This is a genomic window from Streptomyces angustmyceticus (assembly GCF_019933235.1).
In the GTDB taxonomy this organism is placed as follows: domain Bacteria; phylum Actinomycetota; class Actinomycetes; order Streptomycetales; family Streptomycetaceae; genus Streptomyces; species Streptomyces angustmyceticus.
The window spans coordinates 6,970,016-6,992,874 of the sequence record NZ_CP082945.1; the positions used below are offsets into that span (position 1 = coordinate 6,970,016).

The 22,859-nt window shown below is 74.5% G+C and carries 19 protein-coding genes; 14 read left to right on the forward strand and 5 right to left on the reverse strand.

All coding sequences use genetic code 11. The features are described 5' to 3' along the window. The first annotated feature begins 6 nt into the window (after positions 1–6). From K7396_RS31180 to K7396_RS31195, 4 genes are all read left to right on the forward strand, one after another. The gene (locus K7396_RS31180) at positions 7–954 is read left to right on the forward strand and encodes a Zn-ribbon domain-containing OB-fold protein (protein ID WP_086717895.1); all 948 of its coding nucleotides are present in this window, start codon (positions 7–9) and stop codon (positions 952–954) included. Beyond that, positions 954–2,003, forward strand: coding sequence for a thiolase domain-containing protein (locus K7396_RS31185; RefSeq protein WP_086717893.1), 1,050 nt, complete (start codon positions 954–956; stop codon positions 2,001–2,003). Before K7396_RS31180 ends, K7396_RS31185 begins: the two co-directional genes overlap by 1 nt. Then, a complete protein-coding gene (locus K7396_RS31190) occupies positions 2,003–3,169 on the forward strand; it encodes a thiolase domain-containing protein (RefSeq protein WP_086717891.1) in 1,167 nt (388 codons plus the stop codon). The genes K7396_RS31185 and K7396_RS31190 overlap by 1 nt, the downstream gene beginning before the upstream one ends. 149 nt (positions 3,170–3,318) lie before the next feature. Beyond that, positions 3,319–3,558, forward strand: coding sequence for a DUF397 domain-containing protein (locus tag K7396_RS31195; RefSeq protein ID WP_086717889.1), 240 nt, complete (start codon positions 3,319–3,321; stop codon positions 3,556–3,558). A gap of 111 nt (positions 3,559–3,669) precedes the next feature. Here the strand turns inward: K7396_RS31195 and K7396_RS31200 are convergent, their stop codons facing one another. Together K7396_RS31200 and K7396_RS36020 are read right to left on the reverse strand one after the other, a co-directional pair. After that, positions 3,670–4,410: a leucine-rich repeat domain-containing protein gene (locus tag K7396_RS31200; RefSeq protein WP_086717887.1), complete on the reverse strand. Its 741-nt coding sequence runs from the start codon at positions 4,408–4,410 to the stop codon at positions 3,670–3,672. Positions 4,411–4,596: 186 nt separating this feature from the next. Continuing rightward, positions 4,597–4,779: a pyridoxine 5'-phosphate oxidase C-terminal domain-containing protein gene (locus K7396_RS36020; protein WP_373866962.1), complete on the reverse strand. Its 183-nt coding sequence runs from the start codon at positions 4,777–4,779 to the stop codon at positions 4,597–4,599. 124 nt (positions 4,780–4,903) lie between these two features. Between K7396_RS36020 and K7396_RS31210 the strand changes: the two genes are divergently transcribed. From K7396_RS31210 to K7396_RS31225, 4 genes are all read left to right on the forward strand, one after another. Then, positions 4,904–5,074, forward strand: a complete 171-nt coding sequence (locus tag K7396_RS31210; RefSeq protein ID WP_223660465.1) for a hypothetical protein — start codon at positions 4,904–4,906, stop codon at positions 5,072–5,074. 29 nt (positions 5,075–5,103) lie between these two features. Continuing rightward, the gene (locus K7396_RS31215; protein ID WP_086717885.1) at positions 5,104–5,712 is read left to right on the forward strand and encodes a CGNR zinc finger domain-containing protein; all 609 of its coding nucleotides are present in this window, start codon (positions 5,104–5,106) and stop codon (positions 5,710–5,712) included. 9 nt (positions 5,713–5,721) lie between these two features. After that, positions 5,722–6,117, forward strand: a complete 396-nt coding sequence (locus tag K7396_RS31220) for an ACT domain-containing protein (protein ID WP_086717884.1) — start codon at positions 5,722–5,724, stop codon at positions 6,115–6,117. Between the two features lie 96 nt (positions 6,118–6,213). Continuing rightward, positions 6,214–6,714: a hypothetical protein gene (locus K7396_RS31225; RefSeq protein ID WP_018090673.1), complete on the forward strand. Its 501-nt coding sequence runs from the start codon at positions 6,214–6,216 to the stop codon at positions 6,712–6,714. Between the two features lie 99 nt (positions 6,715–6,813). On the opposite strand, the gene K7396_RS31230 is transcribed toward K7396_RS31225, so the two are convergent. Both K7396_RS31230 and K7396_RS31235 read right to left on the reverse strand, forming a co-directional pair. Next, entirely contained in the window at positions 6,814–8,820 is a 2,007-nt protein-coding gene (locus K7396_RS31230; protein ID WP_086717882.1) for an N-acetylmuramoyl-L-alanine amidase, read from the reverse strand. A gap of 380 nt (positions 8,821–9,200) precedes the next feature. After that, positions 9,201–10,337 (reverse strand): aminoglycoside phosphotransferase family protein, encoded by a 1,137-nt coding sequence (locus tag K7396_RS31235; RefSeq protein WP_086717881.1) that lies wholly within the window; start codon positions 10,335–10,337, stop codon positions 9,201–9,203. A 285-nt stretch (positions 10,338–10,622) separates the two neighbouring features. On the opposite strand from K7396_RS31235, the gene K7396_RS31240 reads away from it, so the two are divergent. Then, on the forward strand, positions 10,623–12,152 hold the full coding sequence (locus K7396_RS31240; RefSeq protein WP_086717879.1) for a DNA-binding protein NsdB: 1,530 nt from the start codon (positions 10,623–10,625) through the stop codon (positions 12,150–12,152). Positions 12,153–12,310: 158 nt separating this feature from the next. Here the strand turns inward: K7396_RS31240 and K7396_RS31245 are convergent, their stop codons facing one another. Next, complete coding sequence (locus K7396_RS31245) at positions 12,311–13,777, reverse strand: PP2C family protein-serine/threonine phosphatase (protein WP_086717877.1); 1,467 nt, start codon at positions 13,775–13,777, stop codon at positions 12,311–12,313. Positions 13,778–14,087: 310 nt separating this feature from the next. Here K7396_RS31245 and K7396_RS31250 point away from each other — a divergent pair, with 310 nt between their 5' ends. The 5 genes from K7396_RS31250 (at position 14,088) to K7396_RS31270 (ending at position 22,854) form a co-directional block, all read left to right on the forward strand. Beyond that, positions 14,088–15,503, forward strand: a complete 1,416-nt coding sequence (locus K7396_RS31250) for a hypothetical protein (RefSeq protein ID WP_086717875.1) — start codon at positions 14,088–14,090, stop codon at positions 15,501–15,503. Positions 15,504–15,936: 433 nt separating this feature from the next. After that, positions 15,937–17,064, forward strand: a complete 1,128-nt coding sequence (locus K7396_RS31255; RefSeq protein ID WP_086721454.1) for a glycosyltransferase family 4 protein — start codon at positions 15,937–15,939, stop codon at positions 17,062–17,064. After that, positions 17,061–18,290 carry a glycosyltransferase gene (locus K7396_RS31260; protein WP_086721453.1) on the forward strand — a complete coding sequence of 410 codons (1,230 nt, stop codon included), beginning with the start codon at positions 17,061–17,063 and terminating at the stop codon, positions 18,288–18,290. The genes K7396_RS31255 and K7396_RS31260 overlap by 4 nt, the downstream gene beginning before the upstream one ends. Before the next feature lie 29 nt (positions 18,291–18,319). Then, complete coding sequence (locus K7396_RS31265; RefSeq protein WP_086721452.1) at positions 18,320–19,246, forward strand: SGNH/GDSL hydrolase family protein; 927 nt, start codon at positions 18,320–18,322, stop codon at positions 19,244–19,246. After that, positions 19,243–22,854, forward strand: a complete 3,612-nt coding sequence (locus K7396_RS31270) for a hydantoinase B/oxoprolinase family protein (RefSeq protein WP_152105266.1) — start codon at positions 19,243–19,245, stop codon at positions 22,852–22,854. The genes K7396_RS31265 and K7396_RS31270 overlap by 4 nt, the downstream gene beginning before the upstream one ends. Positions 22,855–22,859 lie beyond the last annotated feature (5 nt).

A 22,859-nucleotide genomic window follows, 5' to 3' on the forward strand; every position in this document is an offset into this window, starting at 1 on the left:
CCCCGCATGCCAGAGGTCCTCACGGCACCCCTCGTCGTGGAATTCCCCTTCACCCGCTCGCTCGGACCCGTCCAGAGCGCCTTCCTCACCGGGCTGCGCGAGCGCACCGTCCTCGGCGTCACGGCGAGCGACGGCCGGGTGGTCGTCCCGCCCACCGAATACGACCCGGTCACCGCCGAGGAGATCCGCGACCTGGTCGAGGTCGGCACCAGCGGCACCGTCACCACCTGGGCCTGGAACCCGTCCCCCCGCCGCGGCCAGCCGCTCGCCACCCCCTTCGCCTGGGTCCTGGTCCGGCTCGACGGCGCCGGCACCGCCCTGCTGCACGCACTGGACGCGCCCGGCCCCGACGCCGTACGCACCGGCATGCGGGTCCGGGTCCGCTGGGCCCCGGAGCGCACCGGCGCGATCACCGACATCGCCTGCTTCGAGCCGGACGACGGCCCCGCGGGCGACGGCCGCCCGGTACCGCACAGCGGCGCGTTCGACGACCCCGTCACCCAGATCACCCTCCCCGCCCGGCTCGACTACACCTACGCGCCCGGCCGCGCCCAGTCCCGCTACCTCCAGGCGCTCGCCGAGCACCGGATCGTGGGCGAGCGCTGCCCCTCCTGCGACAAGGTCTACGTCCCGCCCCGCGGCGCCTGCCCGACCTGCGGCGTCGCCACCGGCACCCAGGTGGAGGTCGGCCCCCGCGGCACCGTCACCACCTTCTGCATCGTCAACATCAAGGCCAAGAACCTCGACATCGAGGTCCCCTACGTCTACGCCCACATCGCCCTGGACGGCGCCGACCTGGCCCTGCACGCCCGCATCGGCGGCATCCCCTACGACCGGGTCCGCATGGGCCTGCGCGTCGAACCCGTCTGGACCGAGGACAGCCGCTTCCCCGACCACTACCGCCCCACCGGCGAGCCCGATGCCGGCTACGACAGCTACAAGGAGCTGATCTGATGCGCGACGTCGCCGTCGTCGCCTTCGGGCAGAGCGATCACGCCCGCGACAGCGCGGAGACCTCCGAGGTCGAGATGCTGATGCCGGTGCTGCACGACGTGCTGGAGCAGACCGGCCTGGCCGCCCGGGACATCGGCTTCACCTGCTCCGGCTCCTCCGACTACCTCGCCGGCCGGGCCTTCTCCTTCACGATGGCCCTGGACGGGGTCGGCGCCTGGCCGCCGATCTCCGAGTCCCATGTCGAGATGGACGGCGCCTGGGCGCTGTACGAGGCCTGGGTGAAGCTCCTCACCGGCGAGGCGGAGACCGCACTCGTCTACTCCTACGGCAAGTCCTCGCCGGGCAGCGTCCGCGACGTCCTCACCCGCCAGCTCGACCCCTACTACGCCGCCCCGCTGTGGCCCGACGCCGTCGCGCTCGCCGCCCTCCAGGCCCAGGCCCTGATCGACGCGGGACTCACCGACCCGCAGGAGCTGGCCGGTATCGCGGCCCGCAGCCGCGCGGCCGCCGCCACCCACCCGCACGCCCAACTGCGCGGCGAGGTCCCCATGGGCGAGACGCTCGTCGCCCCGCTGCGCACCGGCGACTGCCCGCCCATCGGCGACGGCGCGGCCGCCGTCGTCCTCGCCGCCGGCGACACCGCCCGCCGGCTGACCGACCGCCCCGCCTGGATCCGCGGCCTCGACCACCGCATCGAGGCCCACGCCCTGGGCGTCCGCGACCTCACCGACTCGCCCTCCACCCGGCTCGCCGCCGAGCGCGCCGGCGCCTTCGAACGGCCGTTGGACACCGCCGAACTGCACGCCCCCTTCACCTCCCAGGAGGTCGTGCTGCGCCGCGCCCTGCGCCTCGACGCGCCGGACAGCACGGTGTGCGTCAACCCCTCCGGCGGCGCGCTGGCCGCCAACCCCGTCATGGCCACGGGCCTGATCCGCCTCGGCGAGGCCGCCGCCCGCATCCAGCGGGGCGCCTCCGACCGCGCCCTCGCCCACGCCACCTCGGGGCCGTGCCTGCAGCACAACCTCGTCGCCGTCCTGGAAGGTGAGTGATGAGCAAGGAACCCGTGGCCGTCGTCGGTGTCGGCCAGACCAAACACGTCGCCGCGCGCCGCGACGTCTCGCTCGCCGGACTCGTCCGCGAGGCGGCCCGACACGCCCTGGACGACGCCGAGTTGACCTGGGCGGACATCGACGCCGTGGTGATCGGCAAGGCCCCCGACTTCTTCGAGGGCGTGATGATGCCCGAGCTGTATCTCGCCGACGCCCTGGGCGCCGTCGGCAAACCGATGCTGCGGGTGCACACCGCCGGTTCCGTCGGCGGCTCCACCGCCCTGGTCGCCGCGAACCTCGTCGCCGCCCGCGTTCACCGCACCGTCCTGACCCTCGCCTTCGAGAAGCAGTCCGAGTCCAACGCCATGTGGGGCCTGTCCCTGCCGATCCCCTTCCAGCAGCCCCTGCTCGCGGGCGCCGGCGGCTTCTTCGCCCCGCACGTCCGCGCCTACATGCGGCGCACCGGCGCCCCGGACACCGTCGGCTCCCTGGTCGCCTACAAGGACCGCCGCAACGCCCTCAAGAACCCCTTCGCCCACCTCCACGAACACGACATCACCCTCGAAAAGGTCCAGTCCTCGCCGATGCTCTGGGACCCGATCCGCTACTCCGAGACCTGCCCGTCCTCCGACGGCGCCTGCGCGATGATCCTCACCGACCGCACCGGAGCCGCCCGCGCACCGCACCCGCCGGCCTGGGTGCACGGCGGTGCCATGCGCAGCGAACCCACCCTCTTCGCCGGCAAGGACTTCGTCTCCCCGCAGGCCGGCAAGGACTGCGCCGCCGACGTCTACCGGCAGGCCGGCATCACCTCCCCGCGCCGGCAGATCGACGCGGTGGAGATGTACGTGCCCTTCAGCTGGTACGAGCCGATGTGGCTGGAGAACCTGGGCTTCGCCGAGGAGGGCGAGGGCTGGAAGCTCACCGAGTCGGGCGTCACCGAACTCGACGGCGACCTCCCGGTCAACCCCTCCGGCGGAGTGCTGTCCACCAACCCCATCGGCGCCTCCGGGATGATCCGCTTCGCGGAGGCCGCCCTCCAGGTGCGCGGCCGGGCCGGCGACCACCAAGTCGAGGGCGCCCGGCGGGCGTTGGGGCACGCGTACGGCGGCGGCTCCCAGTTCTTCTCGATGTGGCTGGTGGGCGCCGACGCGCCGGCCACCTGACACCCGGCGGGAGCGGGCGCGCCGCGTCGGCGCGCCCCTTCCCCGACCACCACTCCACCACCACTCCACCGCCTCGCCACGTCCCCTGTCCGTCCCCGGACACTGTGGTTAGGCTGACCGCGGACGACGAACCGGGAGGAGCGGGACACGTGACCGACAGCATCACCGAGCAGCGGCTCGTGGGCGGGCCCAGGCCCGATCTCGACCTGACGCAGGCCGAGTGGCAGTCGAGCACCCAGGGCGTGGGCGGCGTCGAGATCGCCTTCGTCGAGGGCTATATCGCGATGCGCAACCGCCGAAGCCCGGAGATCCCGGCGCTGATCTTCACCCCCGCCGAGTGGCGGGCCTTCGTCCTCGACGCCCGCGAGGGCGAATTCGATCTGACCTAGAACGTTCCGGCGCCTCGTCGGGAAGACGACGGCGCCGGATGGGAGCCTCCTCGCGGCCGGGCCCGCGAGGAGGGCGCGCCTGCCACTCACCCGACCACTCCGGCGCGCGCGTCAGGTGAGCACCACACACCCGCGCCGCCGCAGCGCCGACACCGCGTCGGCCGCGTCATCCACGCGGTTCCAGCGCAGATCCAGCTTCTCCAGCGACGGCAGCCGTGCCAGCCACGGCGGCAGCGCCTCGATCCGGTTCCCGCGCAGGTCCAGCCGGCGCAGCAGCGGCAGCGCGCGCAGCGCGTCGGGCACGTGGGGGAGCGCGTTGTCCCGGAGCTCCAGCACCCTCAGCTCGCGCAGCTCCGCGACGCCCGCGGGCAGCCCGGTCAGCGCGTTGCCGCCCAGCCACAGCTCCCGCAGCCGCCCGAGCCGTCCCAGCGTGTCGGGCAGTGCGGCCAACTCTGCCTGCTGCGCGCGGAGTTCGACCAGCCCGGCCATCCCTCCGAGCGTCGCCGGCAGCACGCCCAGCGGATTCTCACCGACGTTGAGATAGCCGAGCCGGTCCAGATCGCCCAGGGTGTCCGGCAGGGCGGTGAGCCGGTTGTCGTGCAGGTAGAGGAAGCGGGTCAGTCCGGTGAGCGCACCGATCTCGTCGGGAACCGCCGTCAGCGCGTTGTGACCGAGATCGAGGGTGTGCAGCGCGCGCAGCCGGCCGAGCGCCTCCGGGACCTCGGTCAGCGCGTTGTCGGCCAGGATCAGCACCTCCCAGTCCGCACGCCGCCAGACCTCGGCGGGCACCACACGCAGGCCCGCCTTCCAGAGGTTGAGAACGGGCGGTGCGGTGGAACCGGGACGGGGCATGGAGCGGTCTCCTCGGGAATACGGTGCGGGAGCGCCGGCTAGGGCCAGGCGAGCAGTTCGGGCGGCGCTGTGTGCGGCCGGCAAGCCAGGCGGCGAGGGCTCGCTGACGGTGACCGCCGGCGCGCCCGCGTCACCGTACCGCCGGGCGAAGGCGTACGGCCTCGGCCGGTGGCGTGTGCGTGCCCGTCACGGCCACAGGAGTTCCTTGCGCCAGCCGTCGTCGTCGGTCCGGTGGTAGGCCAGCCGGGTGTGCTTGCGGTGCTTGTCGCCCTGCCAGAACTCCACCGACTCGGCGTGCACCGTGTGCAGCGTCCATCCGGGCGCCACCAGGCCGGGTTCGCGGGCGAGACGGGCCGCCGACTCCGCCACCGCCGCGCCCCTTGGTGCTGGCGCGCTGCGCGGCGAACCGCCAGCCGTCCGCGTCGATGTCCTTGAGGATCAGTGTCCGGGCCGAGGGATTGCCGTCGGCGCCGGCGGTGGCGACCGTCATCGCGTGCGGCTCGGGGACCTGCGCACGTACCGCGCCGAGCAGCCAGGCGGTGAACAGGTCCACCGGACCGTCGGGCGTCTCCAGCGGATCGAACGCGGGCAGGTCGCCCGCGAACACCGGGAGATCACGCAGGAGTTGACGCACGTCGGCCATACCGCCCCCTCAGCCGCCTAATGGTTGATCGCGACGCTACCATTAGCGCCATGACCGCAGCACGGCTCGCCCTCGAACTCGCCGTCACCCTCCGCCATGACGGCCACGGCGGCGTCGCCGACGACCTGGCCGGGCCGGAGGGTCTCGCGGTCTGGCTGCGCGAGCGGGCCGCACCGCTGGACCGCGCGCCCGGCCCCGCCCTCCCGGACGAGGCGCTGCACACCGCCGTGCGGGAGCTGCGGGCCGCGGTCCGGTCACTGTTCGCCCGCGCCGTCCGGCCGGGCCCGCCCAGCTCCGCCGACGCCCACCGGCTGCTCCCCGAGGAGGAGGCGCTGCGCCGGCTCAACGCCGCCGCCGCGCTCGTCCCCACGGTGCCCCGGCTCGCCTGGGAGCCCGGCGCACAGCCCGCCGTGCGGCACCACCCGGCGGGCTCCGCGCCGCCCGCCGACCGGATCGTCGCGGCCCTGGCCCGCGCCGCCCTCGACTTCCTCACCGGCCCCGACCTGGCGCTGCTGCGGGCCTGCCCCGCCCCGCGCTGTGTGCGCTACTTCGTCAAGGACCACGCCCGCCAGGAGTGGTGCACCCCCTCGTGCGGCAACCGCGCCCGGGTCGCCCGCCACCACGAGCGGCGCAGGGAAGGACGGACCGGCGCCCCGTAGGGTGGTGGCATGACGGGCGAACGTGATCTCCGGGCCCTGCTGAGCGGGATGCGTCCCGAGCGCAACGAGGGCCGCTTCGTCTTCGTGAGCGTGCCCGGCGCGGTCCCCGACGGACTGACGCCGGTGGTCACCGTCACCGAGCCCGAGGGCCGCACCCTCGTCGTCCACCAGGAGGAGGCCGACCGCGCGGGCCTGGCGTACGACTACGTCGCCGGCTGGATCATCCTGCGGGTGCACTCCGCGCTGGACGCCGTCGGACTGACCGCCGCCGTCGCCACCGCCCTCGCCCAGGCCGGCCTCAGCTGCAATGTCGTCGCCGGTTTCCACCACGATCACCTCTTCGTGCCGCACGCCGCGACCGACGAGGCGCTGCGCCGGCTGCGGGCACTGGCCGACCAGGCATGACGACCGGCGGCGGAGGCGGGGGCGGCCGCGCGCACGGGGCGTCGTTCACCCCGACGCCCGCGCCGTGTGCCCGGCCGGGCCACGTACGATGGCGGCATGTCCTTCCTCCGCCGCCGCAGCGCAGCCACGCCCGCCGGGCCTGACTTCGACGTCCTCGCCATGGACCCCGGGGACTGGCCGGGCAATCTCGGAGCCGGGCTGCTGCCCGCGCCCGACGGGAGCTGCCAGGGCGTCTTCCTCCGCTACGACCTGTTCGGCGGCCGCGGCCCCGCGATGATCATCGGCAATCTGCCGGAGGGGTCCCCCGCCCGCGAGCTGGAGGACGACCAGGTGCCCTTCGAGGTGGCCCAGCTGCTCGCGGCGCTCGGCAACGACGAGCCGGTGACGGTCGTCGAGAGCGAGGACACCCCCGTGATGCACGAGGACAACCTGCTGATCGTCAAGCGCATCAAGTGCTCGGAGAGCCGGATCTCCTGCGCCCAGTTCGACCGCAGCGACGGCGTCCTGGTCACCATCGCCAGCTGGGACCGGCCGATCACCGACGACCTCTACGCGCTGCTCAAGCCGCTGCCCGCGGAGCTCTTCCAGCAGGGCTGAGCCCCGGCGCGGAACCGGAGCGGACACCGTCGCGCCCGGTGGACGGGAGACCGTCCACCGGGCGCGACGCGCTCACCCGGTCGGTGTGCCCGGACGGGCTCAGGAATCCGAGCGGCGCACGTCGACGTCGGCCGCCCGCACATAGCCGACCCGGTGCCCGAGCTGGATCTCGTAGTAGACGTCCTCGCCGTGCACGATCGCGTGCTGGGAGAGGTCGAAGGTCGGCGCGTAGAAGTAGTCGCCCTTCATCCGGTCCCCGACGACGTACTTCTGGCCGGCGGCGAGCTTGTACGGCAGGGGGGAGACCGCCTGGTACGGCACCCCGGCCGGGTACGCCTCCTTCTCCGGGTACGCGCGGCCGTAGACCGGGATGTCCTCCCGGCCGGCCTTGGGCGTGGCGATCATGCCCTCGGCGTTCACCGCCGTCGGCGCGTGGTGCGGGTTGCGGAACCACGCTTTCTGCCCGAGGTACCAGATGGCCGTCCAGTCGCCGGACCGGCCCGCCACCGCGAACCGCTGCCCGGTCGAGGCACGGGCACCGGTGTCGTTCACGCCCGTGGTCGAGTCACTGCCGTTCGGGTGCAGCCCGATGTCCTTGACCAGCGGTGCGTCGGCGTCCGGCGCGGTGTGCAGCCGCACCGCCGCGGAGCCGTGCGGCGCGCAGGGGTCGCCGGCCTTCTCGCAGCCCGTGTAGACCGGCTTGTTCCCGGCGTAGTCCGGGCGGATGGTGACCAGCCCGCCGTGCGCGCCCGAGGTGGCCTTGAAGGGCTTGCCCAGCAGCGAGAAGTAGTGCGCCCAGTCCCAGTACGGGCCGGGGTCGGTGTGCATCCCGGCCACGGTGGCCGTGGTCGTGCCGGGCACGTTGTCGTGGCCCAGGATGTGCTGCCGGTCGAGCGGCACGTCGTACTTGCCGCTCAGGTACTTCACCAGCCGGGCCGAGGCGCGGTACATCGCCTCCGTGTACCAGGCGTCCGGCGCGGCGAGGAAGCCCTCGTGCTCGATGCCGAGGGAGTGCGAGTTGATGTACCAGTTGCCCGCGTGCCAGGCGACGTTCTTGGCCCGCATATGCTGGGCGATCAGGCCGTCCGAGGAGCGGATCGTGTAGTTCCAGGACACATAGGTGGGGTCCTTGATCAGCTTGAGTGTGGTCTCCCAGGACCCCTCGGTGTCATGGATGACGATGCTGCTGATCCGCAGGTCCTCGGGCCGGTCCGCCTTGTCGTGGTTGCCGTAGTCGCCGTCCCCGAACTCCTCGTACGGCGCCGGGACCGACTCGCAGGCGACGCTGTCCGGGCACTGCGGCGCGTGGCCGGCCCGCCCCGGCGCCGCCTTCGCGGCCGGCGTGCCGAGACGTTTCTGCTGCTGGGCGTCGGGGGCCAGGCCCGGCGTGGCGGGGAGCGTGACCCGCTGTCCCGCGTCGGTGGTCCGCGTCTGGCCCCGGCGCATCACGTCGTAGACCTCGTCCGCGAAGGCCCGGCCGCCGCGCGTACTGTCCTGGCCGCCGTAGCGCGCCACCGCCTCGTACCACCGCGCGGGGTCGCCGCCGGTGGCGTGCCCCAGCTTGCGCTGCTCCGCGGCGAGCAGCGCCGCCCCGCCGAGCACGTTCGCCGCCGGGTCCCTCCGCAGCCGCTCGGCCGGGAGCCCCGCCAGCGTGGCGGCCGTCGTCAACGTCCGCAGCCGGGCCGGGAGTCGGGCGGGCAGCGCGGCCCGCTTCGCCGCCGCGGACGGCACCTTCTTGCGGGGCCGCGCGCCGTCGCCGCGGGCGTCCTCGGAGCCCTGGCTGAACTCCGGCGTTCGCGTCAGCGCGGTGCGGGCATCGGTGAGGTGCATCGGACCGTAGCCCCCGGCGACGCTGGGTGCGCCGCCGTGGGCGTCCCAGCGGGACTCCAGATACGAGACGCCGAGCAGTACACCGCGCGGCACATGGAAGCGGGCGGCGGCATCGGTGAAGGCCCGCTGCAGTGCGTCCGACCGGGGCTGGCCTGCGTGCGCGGACGGCGCTCCCGACAGCGGCAGCAGCAGGGCCGCCGCCGCGACGGCGGTGACGGATCTGCGCAGGGCGGGGCGGTGGAATCTCTTCTCGTCTTCCGGGGCGGATCCTCGCAAAGCAACCTCCTCGAGCCGGCCCGAGCCGGGGCGGTGTGACGGTGGGTGCGCAAACGGCCGCACGGGCGGGACCCGAGACTAGAGCCCCCGTCGGCTTAGAGCTATACGTTTGCCGAGGGTCCGTCAATCACCGTGCCGTCTTGGGATTCCGCATGTCAGGGCATCTCCAGAGGAGCCTTCCCGGACAGCTGCCCGGCCTGCGGGGCGTCAGTGGAATGGACCAGTCACCGGACCCGGGCGGCGGGTTCGGCGTGGAGGCCCGGCCGGGAGAAGAGGACCGGGCCCGGAGGCGTACATGGGTGAGCGGCGCACCCCGTACCCGGGCGCGCCGCTCACAATCCCCCCTTGCGGTGCCGGTGGTATCCGGCACCTGTCGGCGGTCAGCGGGTGCCGACCGCCGCCCGCACCGCACGGCGCGCCATCTGGCAGTCGTCGTGCAGCCGGCGCAGGAGCAGCCGCTGCTCCTCGCCCGCCGCGGGCACACCGGGTAGTCCCGGACCGGGTGTGCCCGTCGGCGTGGGTTCGCGCATGGTGCGCTGGACCGCGGTCTCGTACCGCCGGATCTCGCGGGTGAGCACCAGCATCAGATTCACCAGGAAGGCGTCCCGCGAGGCCGGTCCCGCGTTCTGGGCGAGCTGGCTGATCTGCCGTCGGGCCACCGGGGCGTCGCCGAGGACGGACCACAGGGTCGCCAGGTCGTAGCCCGGCAGGTACCAGCCCGCGCTGTCCCAGTCCAGCAGGACCGGGCCCGCGGGGGAGAGCAGCACGTTGTTCAGCAGCGCGTCGCCGTGGCAGAACTGGCCCTGGGTGTGCGACAGACCGTGCATCAGCTTCTGCAGGTCACCCAGGTCCCGGTCGGTGAGCAGCCCCAGGTCGTGGTACCGGCCGATCCGGCCCGCGTAGTCGAGCGGGGTGTCGAACAGCCCGGCCGGCGGGCGCCAGAGGTTGATCCGGCAGATCGCGCTGAGCGCCGCCCGTACGTCCGCACGGGGCGGCGCCTCGGACGGGTGCCGGGTCAGCGCCGCGACCCGGCCGGGCATCCGCTCGACGATCAGCGTGCAGTTGTCGGGATCGGCCGCCACCAGCCGCGGCACCCGTACCGGCGGACGGTGCCGGACGAATGCGCGGTATGCGCTTATTTCCTGCCGGAACCTCTCCGCCCAGGCGGGGGACTGGTCCAGTAAACACTTGGCGACCGCGGTCATCCGGCCCGTCGTGCCGACGAGGAGGACGGACCTGCTGCTGCGGCGCAGCACCTGCACCGGGTTGAACTCGGGGCAGATGCGGTGCACCGAGGCGACGGCGGCGCGCAACTGGGCGCCCTGGGGGCCGGACAGGTCGAGTCTCCCGCTGAGCGGCTGGGAGCCCGTCGTCCCCTGCATCCGCCGGGTCCGGCCGCCGGGGAGACCGGTGACCGCCCCCGCGGAAGGCGTGGGGTCGAGATACGGCCCGCTTCCCGTGGGGTGCGGGCGGTACGGCCGGGTGGGGGCGGTCACGGCGGACGATGCTGCATACATGGGTGAAACAGATCCCTTCGTGCGCCGGCGAGTTGCGTGCGCTCCCCGGCCCGGTGGTGGGAACCCGTGAACGGGCCCCGTGCAGGAGGCCGATCCAGGGTCCCCGTGAGGGGCGCGCACCCTGGGGAATGCGGTCCCGCCACCAGGCCGGGGGCGGCATATCTACAGAACACGTGCCTGCGGGTGGCAGACCATCTGGCGCACCCTGGCGAACCCTGGCGAATGACCACAGCCCATGTCAGCGGCCGTTACTGTCAACTCAGTCGAGGAACCTGGGGGCTTGACGTGGACAGGCAGCCGAACACCCGTCTCGCGGACCTTTTCGGCCTGGCCGGCTGGTCCAAAGGAGAGCTGGCGAGAATGGTCAACCGGCAGGCGGCGGCCATGGGCCATCCGCAGCTGGCGACCGACACCTCGCGGGTACGGCGCTGGATCGACATGGGGGAGACCCCGCGCGACCCGGTGCCCAAGGTGCTGGCTTCCCTGTTCACCGAGCGCCTCGGCCGTGTCGTAACCATCGAGGACCTCGGGTTCGCCAGAACGGGTCGCTCGGGGAAGCGGCAGGCCATGGACGGTCTGCCGTGGGCTCCCGAACGGACCGCCGCGGTCCTCACGGAATTCACGGGAATGGACCTCATGCTCAACCGACGCGGCTTGGTGGGTGCGGGCGCCGCACTCGCCGCGGGCTCCGCACTCACCGGCGCCATGTACGACTGGCTGCACACCGCCCCGGCCCCGGCCGGCGCCGCAGGCCACCCCGACCCGTACTCCTCCGATTCCCTCGACGCACTCGACCAGATCGGCCTCGACCGCTACGAGGCGGCCCCGGTGGGGTCCCAGGAGATCGACGCGCTGGAGCGCTCGGTCGAGGTGTTCCGCGCCTGGGACGCCGCCCGCGGGGGCGGGCTGCAGCGCAAGGCCGTGGTGGGCCAGCTCAACGAGGTGGGCGGCATGCTCGCCTACCGCCACCCCGACCACCTGCAGCGCAGGCTGTGGGGGGTGGCCGCCAACCTGGCGGTGCTGGCCGGCTGGATGTCCCATGACGTGGGCCTGGAGCCCACCGCCCAGAAGTACTTCATCATCGCCGCCCATGCGGCGCGCGAGGGCGGCGACCGTCCGCGCGCCGGCGAGGCCCTCTCGCGTGCCGCCCGCCAGATGGTGCATCTGGGCCGCCCCGACGACGCGCTGGACCTGATGAAGCTGGCCAAGTCCGGCTCCGGCGAGGAGACCCTGCCGCGCACCCGCGCCATGCTGCACACCATCGAGGCATGGGCGCAGGCGTCCAAGGGCAACGGCCAGGCGATGCGCCGCACCCTGGGCGAGGCGGAGGACCTCTTCGTCTCGGACAAGGGCGATGTGCCGCCGCCGAGCTGGATGCAGATGTTCGACGAGGCGGATCTGCACGGCATGCAGGCCCTGGCGTTCCGTACGCTCGCCGATCACGATCCGGCGGCCGCCGGGATCGCCCAGGACCACGCCAAGCGGGCGCTGCGGCTGCGGGAGAACGGCCGCCAGCGGTCGCAGATCTTCGACTACATCTCGATGGCCTCGGCCTGCTTCATCGGCAACGACCCCGAACAGGCCGACCGCTACGCCCGGTTGGCGCTGGTGTCCATCGGGGAGAACTCCTCGCACCGCACCTGGGACCGGCTCCGCGAGATGTTCCGGCTCACGGGGCAGTACGCCGGCTACGGAAAGATCCAGGACCTGCGCGAGGAGATCCAGCATGTCCTGCCGAAGGCGAAGCCGAAGACCAAGGAGTCGGGCCTCGGACCCGGAATCGGCACGGGCCTGGGAGCGAACTTCTCGGCCTGAGGGGTGCGGACGGGGCGGGTGTGACGGTACGTCACCTCTGAGTGCGGCGTCCTCCTCCGTCTCGCCGCCTCACCCGTCGAACGCCGGTACGCCCGCCGATGCCTCCGGGGCGGCCGGCTCCGGATCCGCCGGTCCGCCCGCCGCCACCGCGGTGTGCGTCAGTCGCCGACCCTGGCGACCAGCACGCACGCGTCGTCCTCGCGCTCGGTGCCGCCGAACTCCTCGACGACGATGCGGACGCTGTCCTGCGCACTGCGGGCCGTGGCGAACCGCGGCGCCAGGGAGAGGAGCCGCTCGGTGCCCTCGTGCAGGGCGTCCGCGCCGTGCGTACGCCGCGGGACCAGGCCGTCGGTGTGCAGAACGAGCAGGTCACCGGGCTCCAGCTGCTCGGTGTGCTGGGTGTAGACCGCACCCGACGTCGCCCCGAGCAGGACACCCTCGGGCGGGTCCAGCGCGCGCCCCGTGCCGCCGCGGAACAGCAGCGGTGCGGGGTGCCCGGCCTGGGACCACTCCAGGGTCCGTGCGGCGGGGTCGAAGCGGCCGCACAGCGCGCTGCCCAGCGCCGGCTGCGCGGCGGTGTCCAGCAGTTGGTTGAGGAAGCACATCAGGGGTCCCGGATGGTGTCCGGCGACCGCCATCCCGCGCAGCGCGCCCAGCACCATCGCCATCCCGGACGTGGCGGTGGCGCCATGGCCGGTGAGGTCGCCGACGCTCAACAGGGTCGTGCCGTCCGGCAGTTGCAGTGCGTCGTACCAGCCGCCGCCGACCAGGGCACGGGTGCCGGAGGGAAGGTAGCGCCCGGCGAGGTCGAGGGCGACCGGGCCGCCCTGCGGGAACCGCAGGGAGCCGCGCCACGGGGGGAGCACGGCCTCCTGCAGTTCGACCGCAAGCCGGTGCTCGGTCTGCGCGATGTGCCGCTCGCGGTGCAGCGAGTCACGGGTCTCGCGTACCGCCTGCTGGCTGCGGCGCAGCTCGCTGACGTCCCGCAGCACGGCCCACATGCAGGCGGTGCTGCCGTCGGCGTCGAGCACCGGCTCGCCCACCATGTGCACCGTGCGCAGACTCGCGTCCGGGCGCACGATGCGGAACTCGCCGTCGATCGGGCGGCCGTCCACCAGGCAGTCGGTGACCATCGTGGCCAGCCCCTCCTGGTCGTCGGCGTGGACCAGGGACGGCAGCTCGTCGAGGGTGAGCGGGCCGTCGGACGGCGCCCTGCCGAACATCGCGAACAGCTCGTTGGACCAGCTGACCTCGTCGGTGAGGAGGTTCCACTCGGCGCTGCCGACCCGGCGCAGCAGTGAGCCGCGCTCGGGTGGCGCGCTCTCCTCGGCGGCCGGCGCGGATCCGGCCTCCGGTCCGGCCTCGTCGGCGCTCTCGGCGGGCAGGCCCTCTCTCAGCTGGTCGAGGTGGCCCCCCAGATCGTCGAGGTGATGCACGGCGAGATCGCACAGCGCCCGCTGCCAGCGCAGCTGCGGGTCGGCGGCGAGTCCCGGGTCCGCCGCGGACTCCCTGCGCACCGCGTCGAGGTCGCCGCGCAGGCGGCGGGCCTGCGTGATGAGTGACTCGACCGTGTCGCGCTCGGGGGGCCGGTCGGCTGGGTGATCCGCGAAGAGAGGGGACGGCATGACGTACTCCGTGATCAGGCGGCGCCGGGCTGAAGGGCCGGTAACGACTGTTGCACAGGCGGCGACCGTCCGTAAGGGATTTGGCACTACCCGATACGGTGGTGCACCTGGCATATGCCCCCGGCGTTCCGGGGCAATCCCGGGGCGAATCGGCGGAATGACAGCTTCCAAGCTAGGCTTCGGCCGCCGTCAGCAGGCGCTTCCGCCGATCCATGGTGGGAACGAGGCTTACGGCCCGCGGTCACCGGCAAGAATGCCGGTCAGCGGAAATCCCGTTGCCAGCCTGCCCCCCGCACCGGATGCTGACCTCATGTTCGATCCAGACATAGCGCCCAGTGGCACCCTGCTCGGCCTCCTGCAGCGAGGCCGCGGCGACGGGACCCTGCATGCCCTCGCGGCGCCGCGGGCCGAGGCGCTCGCGGCACTCAACGACAGCGTGCTGCGCGATCCCCGCCGCGACTGGCAGGTCGAGAACCGCTCGCTCTACTACGCGCGCCTCTACATGCAGCTCGACGGCGGCCTCGAAGAGATCGAACGCCACCTCTTCCACCCCGACGACCTCGTCGACACCGGCGAGGAGCGCACCGGCCTCGCCCTCGCGGTCCTCGGCCACCTCGCCGCCTACGGCAGGGACGCCGCCCGGCTGCTGCTGCGCAGCTACGCCGCGGCCGGCAGCAACTGGCGCTGGGCCCTGGACGAGCTCGCGCTGCGTGACGACGACGCCGGGCTGATGACGCTCGCCCCCGCCGTCCTCGCCCGCTTCCCGGAGACCGAGGAGGGCGACGGTGCGCTGGCCACCGCCGTCCGCGACGCCTTCGAGCCCCGGCCCTGGCGCCTGTGGGCCGAGGACCCCCGATACGGCACGCGGCTGGCCGCCGCCGGGGAACAGGGCTCCTTCGACCGCTGGCAGCGGCAGCTGCGCCCCCGCGGGCCGCGCCCCGGCTGGAGCGTGACCGAGATCCTCCAATGGGCCGAGCCGGGCCCGGAGGAGGCCCCCGAGGAGCACCGGCACGCCGCCGCCGCCCGCTGCCTGGCCGCCGTCGCCGCCCCCGAGGACCGCCCCGAGCTGCTGCGCGCCGCGCGCAGCGCGCCCGACGGGGCCCGCGCCGCCGTGCTCCATCACCTCGCCGAACGCGGCGACCCGGACGCCCTCGACCTGATCGAGGACGCGGTCGTCGACCCCTTCTCCTCCGAGCGGCTGGTCTCCGCCGCGCTCGCCGCCTTCGCGCGGATGCGCAGCGTGGCCGCCGTCGTCCGGGCCCGGGTCTGGGCACCGCGCGCCGACCTGCTGGGCTCGGCCGCCGCCGCCCTGCTCGCCCGCCGCGGCGGCCGGCGCGACGCCGAAGCGGTGCTCGCCGCGCTGCGCCGGACCGTCCGCGAGGAGGGCCCCGACGCGGACGGGCTGTGGGACCTGGTCGACGGCGCCGGACGCCTCGGCGTCGCCTGCGCCGCCCCCGTCCTGCGCCACCTCTACCGCGAGACGTCCTCCTCCCACCTCCGCGGCCGGGCCGCCGCCGCGCTCGCCGCCACCGACCCCGGCTTCGCGGCCGGCTTCGCCGTCGAGTGCCTCTGGGACTGCGAGGAGACCACCCGCGAACTGGCCGCCCGGCACGCCGCCACGGGCGACGACCGGGTCGTCGAACAACTTCGCCGGCTGGCGGCTGATCCGGCGGAGGAAGCCGAGGTACAAACGGCTGTGCGTAGCCGGATCGGCCCTGAGGCCTAGGTTTCTCCCACGTCTTTGTCTGACCCGCCGCGGGTTCCGCTGCGCTTTGCCTTGCCCCGTTTTTGGCTTTCCCGCCGTGAGGGTTTCTCTTTGTTCGCCTGCGGCGGGCGGGGTCCGCTGCGCGGGGCTGTGGGTGCGGTGACGGGCCGGAGGGGCAGGGGTGTGGGACGTAAAGCGAAGCAGTCCGGACACCCCCACCCGCGCAGGCCCGTCGCCGGCACCCGAAACGCCCCGCGCAGCGGACCCCGCCCGCCGCTGGGGGTACCTCCCACGCCCTTTAGGCAGTGGGGGAGCAACGGCGAGCGCACCGCGGTAGCGGGCGAAGATCGGCGAGCAACAACCACGGCGGGAAAGCCAAAAACGTGGGAAGACGTTCCCCCGGAGGAAAGCTCACCGTGACCCCCTCCACGCACGGCGCGTCGACAACAGCGGTATGCGTGTCGCCCTGGTCACCGAATCCTTTCCGCCCGATGTCAACGGCGTCTCCCACTGCGCCCTGGAAACCGTCCGGCACCTCGTCCGGCGGGGGCACGATCCGCTCGTGATCGCCCCGTTCGGTGGTGCGTCGCCGGCCACCGGTACGTACGAGAGTCCCTGCCCGGTGGTCCGGGTGCCGTCGATGCCGCTGCCCGGCTATCCGCAGGTGCGGATCGCGCTTCCCGGGCGCCGGCTGTCCGCGGCGCTCGACGGGCACCGGCCCGATCTCGTGCACCTCGCGAGTCCGTTCGTGCTCGGTGCCCGGGGGATGGCGGCCGCCGCCCGCCGCCGGGTGCCGGCGATCGCCGTCTACCAGACCGACCTGGGCCGCTATGCCCGCACCTACCTCGGCGGCGGCGCGGCCACCGCCTGGCGGCGCATCCGTGCGGTGCACGGGGCCGCCGACCGCACCCTGGCGCCCTCCAGCGCGGCGCTGCTGGACCTGACCGAGCACGGCGTGCCGCGGGTCCACCTGTGGCCGCGCGGCGTCGACTCCGAGCGGTTCCACCCGGGGCGGCGCGACGCGGTGCTGCGCAGCTCGCTCACCGCGGGGCGGGAGCTGCTGGTGGGGTACGTGGGGCGGCTCGCGCCGGAGAAGGACGTCGGGCTGCTGGCCGAGACCTCGCGGCTGCCGGGGGTGCGCACCGTCGTCATCGGTGAGGGCCCCAGCGCCGCCGGGCTGCGGACCACGCTGCCCGGGGTCCGCTTCCTCGGCCGCCGGACCGGCGACGAACTCGCCCGGCTCTACGCCTCGTTGGATGTCTTCGTCCACACCGGCCCGTACGAGACCTTCTGCCAGACCGTGCAGGAGGCGATGGCCTCCGGGGTGCCGGTGGTGGCGCCGCGGGCGGGCGGTCCGCTGGACCTGGTGGACCACGGCCGTACGGGGCTGCTGGTGACACCGGGTGACGGCGGGGCGTTCCGGGACGCGGTGCGGGTGCTGGCGCGCAGCGCCGAGCTGCGGGTCCGCTACGGTGCCGCGGCCCGCCGGGCGGTCGAGGACCGCACCTGGGAGGCCGTCGGCGACCAGCTCCTGGGCCACTACGAGGCCGTGCTCAGCGACCGGACGGCGGTGGCGGCATGAGCGCCCGGCGCGGCCCCGGGGCGGGTCTGCGGATCGTCCGGATCGCCAACTTCGTCACCCCGGCCTCCGGCGGGCTGCGCACCGCGCTGCACGAACTCGGCGCGGGCTACCGGGCCGCCGGGCACGAGCCGGTGCTGATCGTGCCGGGCCCGCCCGTGGCGGACGGTTCGGCCGGCCCACGCGACGAAGTCACCGCGCAGGGACGGGTGATCACCCTGCCGGGGCCGAGGCTGCCGGGCAGCGGCGGCTACCGCCTGCTGACCGACCGCCCGCGGCTCCAGCGGCTGCTGCACGCGCTGGCCCCCGACCGGCTGGAGGTCTCCGACCGGACGACGCTGCGCTGGACGGGGGAGTGGGCCCGCCGGGCGCGGGTCCCCGCGGTGATGGTCTCGCACGAGAGCGTCGACGGGGTGCTGCATACCTGGGGCGTACCGCGGCCGGTGGCCCGTGCCGCCGCGGACCGGCTCAACCGCCGTACGGCGCACGCCTACAGCCGGGTCGTGTGCACCACCGACTGGGCCGCGGCGGAGTTCACCCGGGCCGGGGTGCGCAATGTGGTGCGCGCGCCACTCGGCGTCGATCTCGCCGCCTGGCACCCGGACTGCCGCAGCGCTGAGCTGCGGCGGCGCTGGGCGGGCCGGTCGGAGGTCCTGCTGCTGCTCTGCTCCCGGCTGTCGCAGGAGAAGCGGCCGGGGCGGGCCCTGGACGCGCTGGCGGAGCTGCGGCGGCGCGGGGTGGACGCGACGCTGGTGGTGGCCGGTGACGGGCCGCTGCGGGCCCGCCTGGAGACCCGGGCGCGGACCGAGCGGCTGCCCGTGGCGTTCGCCGGGCATCTCGCCGACCGGTCCCGGCTCGCCGCGCTGCAGGCCGGTGCCGATGTGGCCCTGGCGCCGGGCCCGGCGGAGACGTTCGGGCTGGCCGCGCTGGAGGCGCTCGCCTGCGGCACCCCGGTGGTCGCGAATGCGGGGTCGGCGCTGGCGGGGCTGGTCGGCGGCGGTGGCGACACGGCGCTCGACGACGGGCCCTCGTTCGCCGACGCGGTCCAGCGGGTCCTGGCCCGGCCGGAGGCCGCCCGCCGCGCCGCCGCCCGGCGGCACGCCGAGGGCTACGGCTGGCAGCCCGCCGTCGCGGCCTTCCTGGCGGCGCACGACGCGCCGTCGCCGCTCGGCAGGCCGGTCGCCGCCCGCTCGGCGCCGTCCCCGGCCGGCCCGCTGGGCGGGTGGTGACGGTGCGTACCGAGGGGGAGGCGGAAGGAATGCGGGCGCCGGACGGTGGCCGGTTCCCGGTCCGCTTCGTGGCGCTGGGTGATTCGCTGACCGAGGGGCTCGGCGATCCCGTGCCGGGCGGCGGCTGGCGTGGCTGGGCGCCCCTGCTCGCCGGGGCGATTGGCGAGCGGCCGGGCGGCGTGGAGCTGGTGAACCTGGCGCGCAGCGGGGCGCTGGCGGCGGAGCTGGCCGAGCGGCAGCTGCCCCTGGCGCGTGCGCTCGCGCCGCGCTTCGCCTCGCTGGTCGTCGGCGCGAACGACACCCTGCGCGCGGCCTTCAGCATCGAGCGGGTCGCGGCCGCGCTGGACCGGGCGCACGGCGCGCTGAGCGCCGACGGGGCCGTGGTGCTGACGGCCTGTCTGCCCGATCCGGGCCGGATGCTGGGGCTGCCCGCGCCGCTGGCGCGCCCGCTGGCCCGCCGGATGCGCGCCGTGAACACCGTCGTCCACGTGGTGTCCGCGCGCCACCGGGGCGTGCATCTGCACCTCGCGGAACACCCGTGGGTCGCCGAGCGCGCCTGCTGGAGCGTGGACCGGCTGCACCCCAGCGAGCGCGGCCACCGGCTGCTGGCCCGCGGCTTCCACGGTGTGCTGGCCGCCGCCGGCCTGCCCGTCGGGCCGCCGCCCGCGCTCACCCTCGACGGCCCGCCGCCGACCCGCGCCGGATCCGCCCGGTGGATGGCGACCCGCGGCACCCGCTGGGTCGCCGACCGGTGCACGGACCTGCTGCCCGGCCTGCTCGGGCTGGCGCTCCAGGAGTGCCGGCACCAACTGGCGGGGTCCGGCCGGCTGCTGGACGCCGCGGCCGACCGTGCCGCGCAGGCCGCGCTCGCCGCCCTGGCCGGGCCGGACGCGGACGCCGGCCCGGCCGGGAAAGCCGCCGCCACGGCGGGGGGCGCTGCGACAATGGCGGGATGACGGGACGCTGGGAGTTCTGGATCGACCGGGGTGGCACGTTCACGGACGTCGTCGGCCGCAGGCCGGACGGACGGCTGGTCACCGGAAAGCTCCTCTCGCACCACCCGGAGCGCTACCGCGACGCCGCGGTGGCCGGCATCCGGATGATGCTGGGGCTCGGCCCGGACGAACCGGTGCCCGCCGAACGGGTCTCCGTCGTCAAGATGGGCACCACCGTCGCCACCAACGCCCTGCTGGAGCGCACGGGCGAGCCGACCGTGCTGCTGATCACCGAAGGGTTCCGGGACGCGCTGCGGATCGCCTACCAGAACCGGCCGCGGATCTTCGACCGGCACATCGTGCTGCCGGAGGCGCTCTACGACCGGGTGATCGAGGTGCCGGAGCGGATCGGCGCCCGCGGTGAGCCGGTCCGGCCGCTGGACGCCGACGCGGTCCGCCGGGCGCTGATCCGGGCCCGCGCGGACGGCCTGCGCAGCGCCGCCGTCGTCCTGCTGCACGGCTACCGCCACGCCGACCACGAGCGGGCCGTCGCCGAGCTGGCCAGGCGGGCCGGGTTCTCCCAGGTCAGCTGCTCGCACGAGGTCAGCCCGCTGATGAAGCTGGTGCCGCGCGGCGACACCACCGTGGTCGACGCCTACCTCTCGCCGATCCTGCGCCGCTACGTCGACGAGATCGCCGAGCAACTCCCCGGCATCCGGCTGATGTTCATGCAGTCCAACGGCGGGCTGCGGCAGGCCGCGCACTTCCGCGGCAAGGACGCGGTGCTGTCCGGGCCCGCGGGCGGCGTCGTCGGCATGGTGCGGGCCGCGGCCGAGGCGGGCGGCCACGACCGGGTGATCGGCTTCGACATGGGCGGCACCTCCACCGACGTGTCCCACTACGCCGGGGAGTTCGAGCGGGTCTTCGGCAACGAGGTCGCGGGCGTACGGATGCGCGCCCCGATGATGGACATCCACACCGTCGCGGCCGGCGGCGGATCCGTCCTGCACTTCGACGGCCGCCGCTACCGGGTCGGCCCCGATTCGGCCGGCGCGGACCCGGGACCGGCCTGCTACCGGCGCGGCGGCCCGCTCACCGTCACCGACGCCCAGGTGATGCTCGGCCGTATCCAGCCCGGCCACTTCCCCGCCGTGTTCGGGCCGGACGGCGACCGGCCGCTGGACGCCGAGGTGGTCCGCGCCCGCTTCGCCGAGCTGGCCCGGCGGGCCGCCGCCGAGACCGGGGACGACCGCGGCCCCGAGGAGGTCGCGGCCGGGTTCCTGGACATCGCGGTGCTCAACATGGCCAACGCCGTCAAGAAGATCTCCGTCCAGCGCGGCCACGACATCACCCGTTACGCCCTCGTCAGCTTCGGCGGCGCCGGCGGCCAGCACGCCTGCGCGGTCGCGGACGCGCTGGGCATCGGCACGGTGCTGGTCCCGCCGCTGGCCGGGGTGCTCTCCGCGTACGGCATCGGGGTCGCCGACGCCACCGCGATGCGCGAGCAGGCCGTCGAGGCGGAGTTCACCGACCCGGCGGCCGTCGCGCGGGTGCACGAGGCGTGCGAGGCGCTCGCCGGACAGACCCGGCGAGAACTCCTCGACGACGGCGTGCCGGACGCCTCGGTCACCACCCGCGCCCGGGTGCTGATCCGCTACGCCGGGACCGACTCCACCATCGGCGTCCCGCTCGCCGACGCCGCCACCATGACCGACGACTTCGTCCGGGCCCACCGCGAGCGGTACGCCTTCACCATGGACAAGCCGCTGGTGGCCGAGGCGGTGTCGGTCGAGGCGCGGGGCGCGGCCGGCGGCGCGGGCGGCCACGAGACGCCGGCGGGCAGCCGGGAAGGGGAGCCGGCGCCGGCCGCCACGGTACGGATGTACACGGCCGGCCGGTGGCGGGACACCCCCCTCCACCGCCGCACGGACCTGCGCCCCGGCGACACCCTCACCGGCCCGGCCGTCATCGCCGAGGAGGACGCGACCACGGTCCTCGAACCGGACTGGCAGGCGGCCATGGGCGAGGGCGGGCACCTCGCGCTGACCCGCGTCCGGCCGCGCACCGGCCGGACCGCGGTCGGCACCGGCGCCGACCCCGTGATGCTGGAGGTCTTCAACAGCCTCTTCATGGCCATCGCCGAGCAGATGGGCGTCCGGCTGGAGCACACCGCGCACTCCGTCAACATCAAGGAGCGCCTCGACTTCTCCTGCGCCCTCTTCGACGCCGACGGCAACCTCATCGCCAACGCACCGCACATCCCCGTGCACCTGGGCTCGATGGGGGAGTCCATCAAGGAGGTGCTGCGGCGCCGGGGCGGCGAGATGCGGCCGGGCGACGTGTACGCGATCAACGACCCGTACCACGGTGGCACCCACCTCCCCGACGTCACCGTCGTCACCCCCGTCTTCGACACCGAGGGGAGCGAGCTGCTCTTCCTGGTGGCCTCGCGCGGCCACCACGCCGAGATCGGCGGCATCACCCCGGGCTCGATGCCCGCCTTCAGCCGCACGGTCCAGGAGGAGGGCATCCTCTTCGACAACTGGCTCCTGGTGCGCGACGGCGAGCTGCGCGAGCGCGCCACCCGCGAACTGCTCGCCGCCGGCCCCCACCCCTCCCGCGCGCCCGACGCCAACCTCGCCGATCTGCGCGCCCAGATCGCCGCCAACGAGAAGGGCATCCGGGAACTGCGGCGGATGACCGACCAGTTCGGGCTGGACGTCGTCCGGGCGTACATGGGGCACGTCCAGGACAACGCCGAGGAGTCGGTGCGGCGGATCATCGCGCGGCTGTCGGACGGCAGCTGCCGTTACGAGACCGACAGCGGCGCCGAGATCCGGGTCGCGCTGACCGTCGACCGCGCGGCCCGCGGCGCCGTACTGGACTTCGCCGGCACCTCGCCCCAGCAGCCCGGCAACGCCAATGCGCCCAGCTCGGTGGTGATGGCGGCGGTGCTGTACGTCTTCCGCACCCTGGTGGCCGACGACATCCCGCTCAACAGCGGCTGCCTCAAGCCCGTGGAGGTCCGCATCCCGGAGGGCTCGATGCTCGCGCCCGTCTTCCCGGCGGCCACCGTCGCGGGCAACGTGGAGACCTCCCAGGCGGTCACGGGCGCGCTCTACGCCGCGCTCGGTGTCCAGGCCGAGGGCTCGGGCACCATGAACAACGTCACCTTCGGCAACGACCGGGTGCAGTACTACGAGACCGTCGCCAGCGGCTCGGGCGCGGGCGACGGCTTCGACGGCGCGGACGCCGTGCAGACCCATATGACCAACTCCCGGCTCACCGACCCCGAAGTGCTGGAGTGGCGCTACCCCGTCCGCGTCGACGGCTTCGCCATCCGCGCCGGCAGCGGCGGCACCGGCCGCTGGCACGGCGGCTGCGGCGTCGAGCGCCGGCTGCGCTTCCTGGAGCCGATGACCGTGGCCCTGCTGACCAACCACCGCAGAATCGCGCCGTACGGCATGGCGGGCGGCGCCCCCGGTGCGCTGGGCGCCAACCGCGTGGAGCGGGCGGACGGTTCGCGGGTGGAGCTGGCGGGCTGTGACGTGGCGGACGTCGGCGTGGACGACGTGCTGGTGCTGCGCACGCCGGGCGGCGGCGGATACGGGGCGGCGGACGAGGACTGACGGCC

Excerpts from the sequence above, each read along its gene's own strand:
- K7396_RS31180 (WP_086717895.1), top strand. The coding sequence starts at position 7 with ATGCCAGAGGTCCTCACGGCACCCCTCGTCGTGGAATTCCCCTTCACC.
- K7396_RS31185 (WP_086717893.1), top strand. The coding sequence starts at position 954 with ATGCGCGACGTCGCCGTCGTCGCCTTCGGGCAGAGCGATCACGCCCGC.
- K7396_RS31190 (WP_086717891.1), top strand. The coding sequence starts at position 2,003 with ATGAGCAAGGAACCCGTGGCCGTCGTCGGTGTCGGCCAGACCAAACAC.
- K7396_RS31200 (WP_086717887.1), bottom strand. The coding sequence starts at position 4,410 with ATGCCCCGTCCCGGTTCCACCGCACCGCCCGTTCTCAACCTCTGGAAG.
- K7396_RS31215 (WP_086717885.1), top strand. The coding sequence starts at position 5,104 with ATGACCGCAGCACGGCTCGCCCTCGAACTCGCCGTCACCCTCCGCCAT.
- K7396_RS31220 (WP_086717884.1), top strand. The coding sequence starts at position 5,722 with ATGACGGGCGAACGTGATCTCCGGGCCCTGCTGAGCGGGATGCGTCCC.
- K7396_RS31225 (WP_018090673.1), top strand. The coding sequence starts at position 6,214 with ATGTCCTTCCTCCGCCGCCGCAGCGCAGCCACGCCCGCCGGGCCTGAC.
- K7396_RS31235 (WP_086717881.1), bottom strand. The coding sequence starts at position 10,337 with ATGTATGCAGCATCGTCCGCCGTGACCGCCCCCACCCGGCCGTACCGC.
- K7396_RS31245 (WP_086717877.1), bottom strand. The coding sequence starts at position 13,777 with ATGCCGTCCCCTCTCTTCGCGGATCACCCAGCCGACCGGCCCCCCGAG.
- K7396_RS31250 (WP_086717875.1), top strand. The coding sequence starts at position 14,088 with ATGTTCGATCCAGACATAGCGCCCAGTGGCACCCTGCTCGGCCTCCTG.
- K7396_RS31255 (WP_086721454.1), top strand. The coding sequence starts at position 15,937 with ATGCGTGTCGCCCTGGTCACCGAATCCTTTCCGCCCGATGTCAACGGC.
- K7396_RS31260 (WP_086721453.1), top strand. The coding sequence starts at position 17,061 with ATGAGCGCCCGGCGCGGCCCCGGGGCGGGTCTGCGGATCGTCCGGATC.
- K7396_RS31265 (WP_086721452.1), top strand. The coding sequence starts at position 18,320 with ATGCGGGCGCCGGACGGTGGCCGGTTCCCGGTCCGCTTCGTGGCGCTG.
- K7396_RS31270 (WP_152105266.1), top strand. The coding sequence starts at position 19,243 with ATGACGGGACGCTGGGAGTTCTGGATCGACCGGGGTGGCACGTTCACG.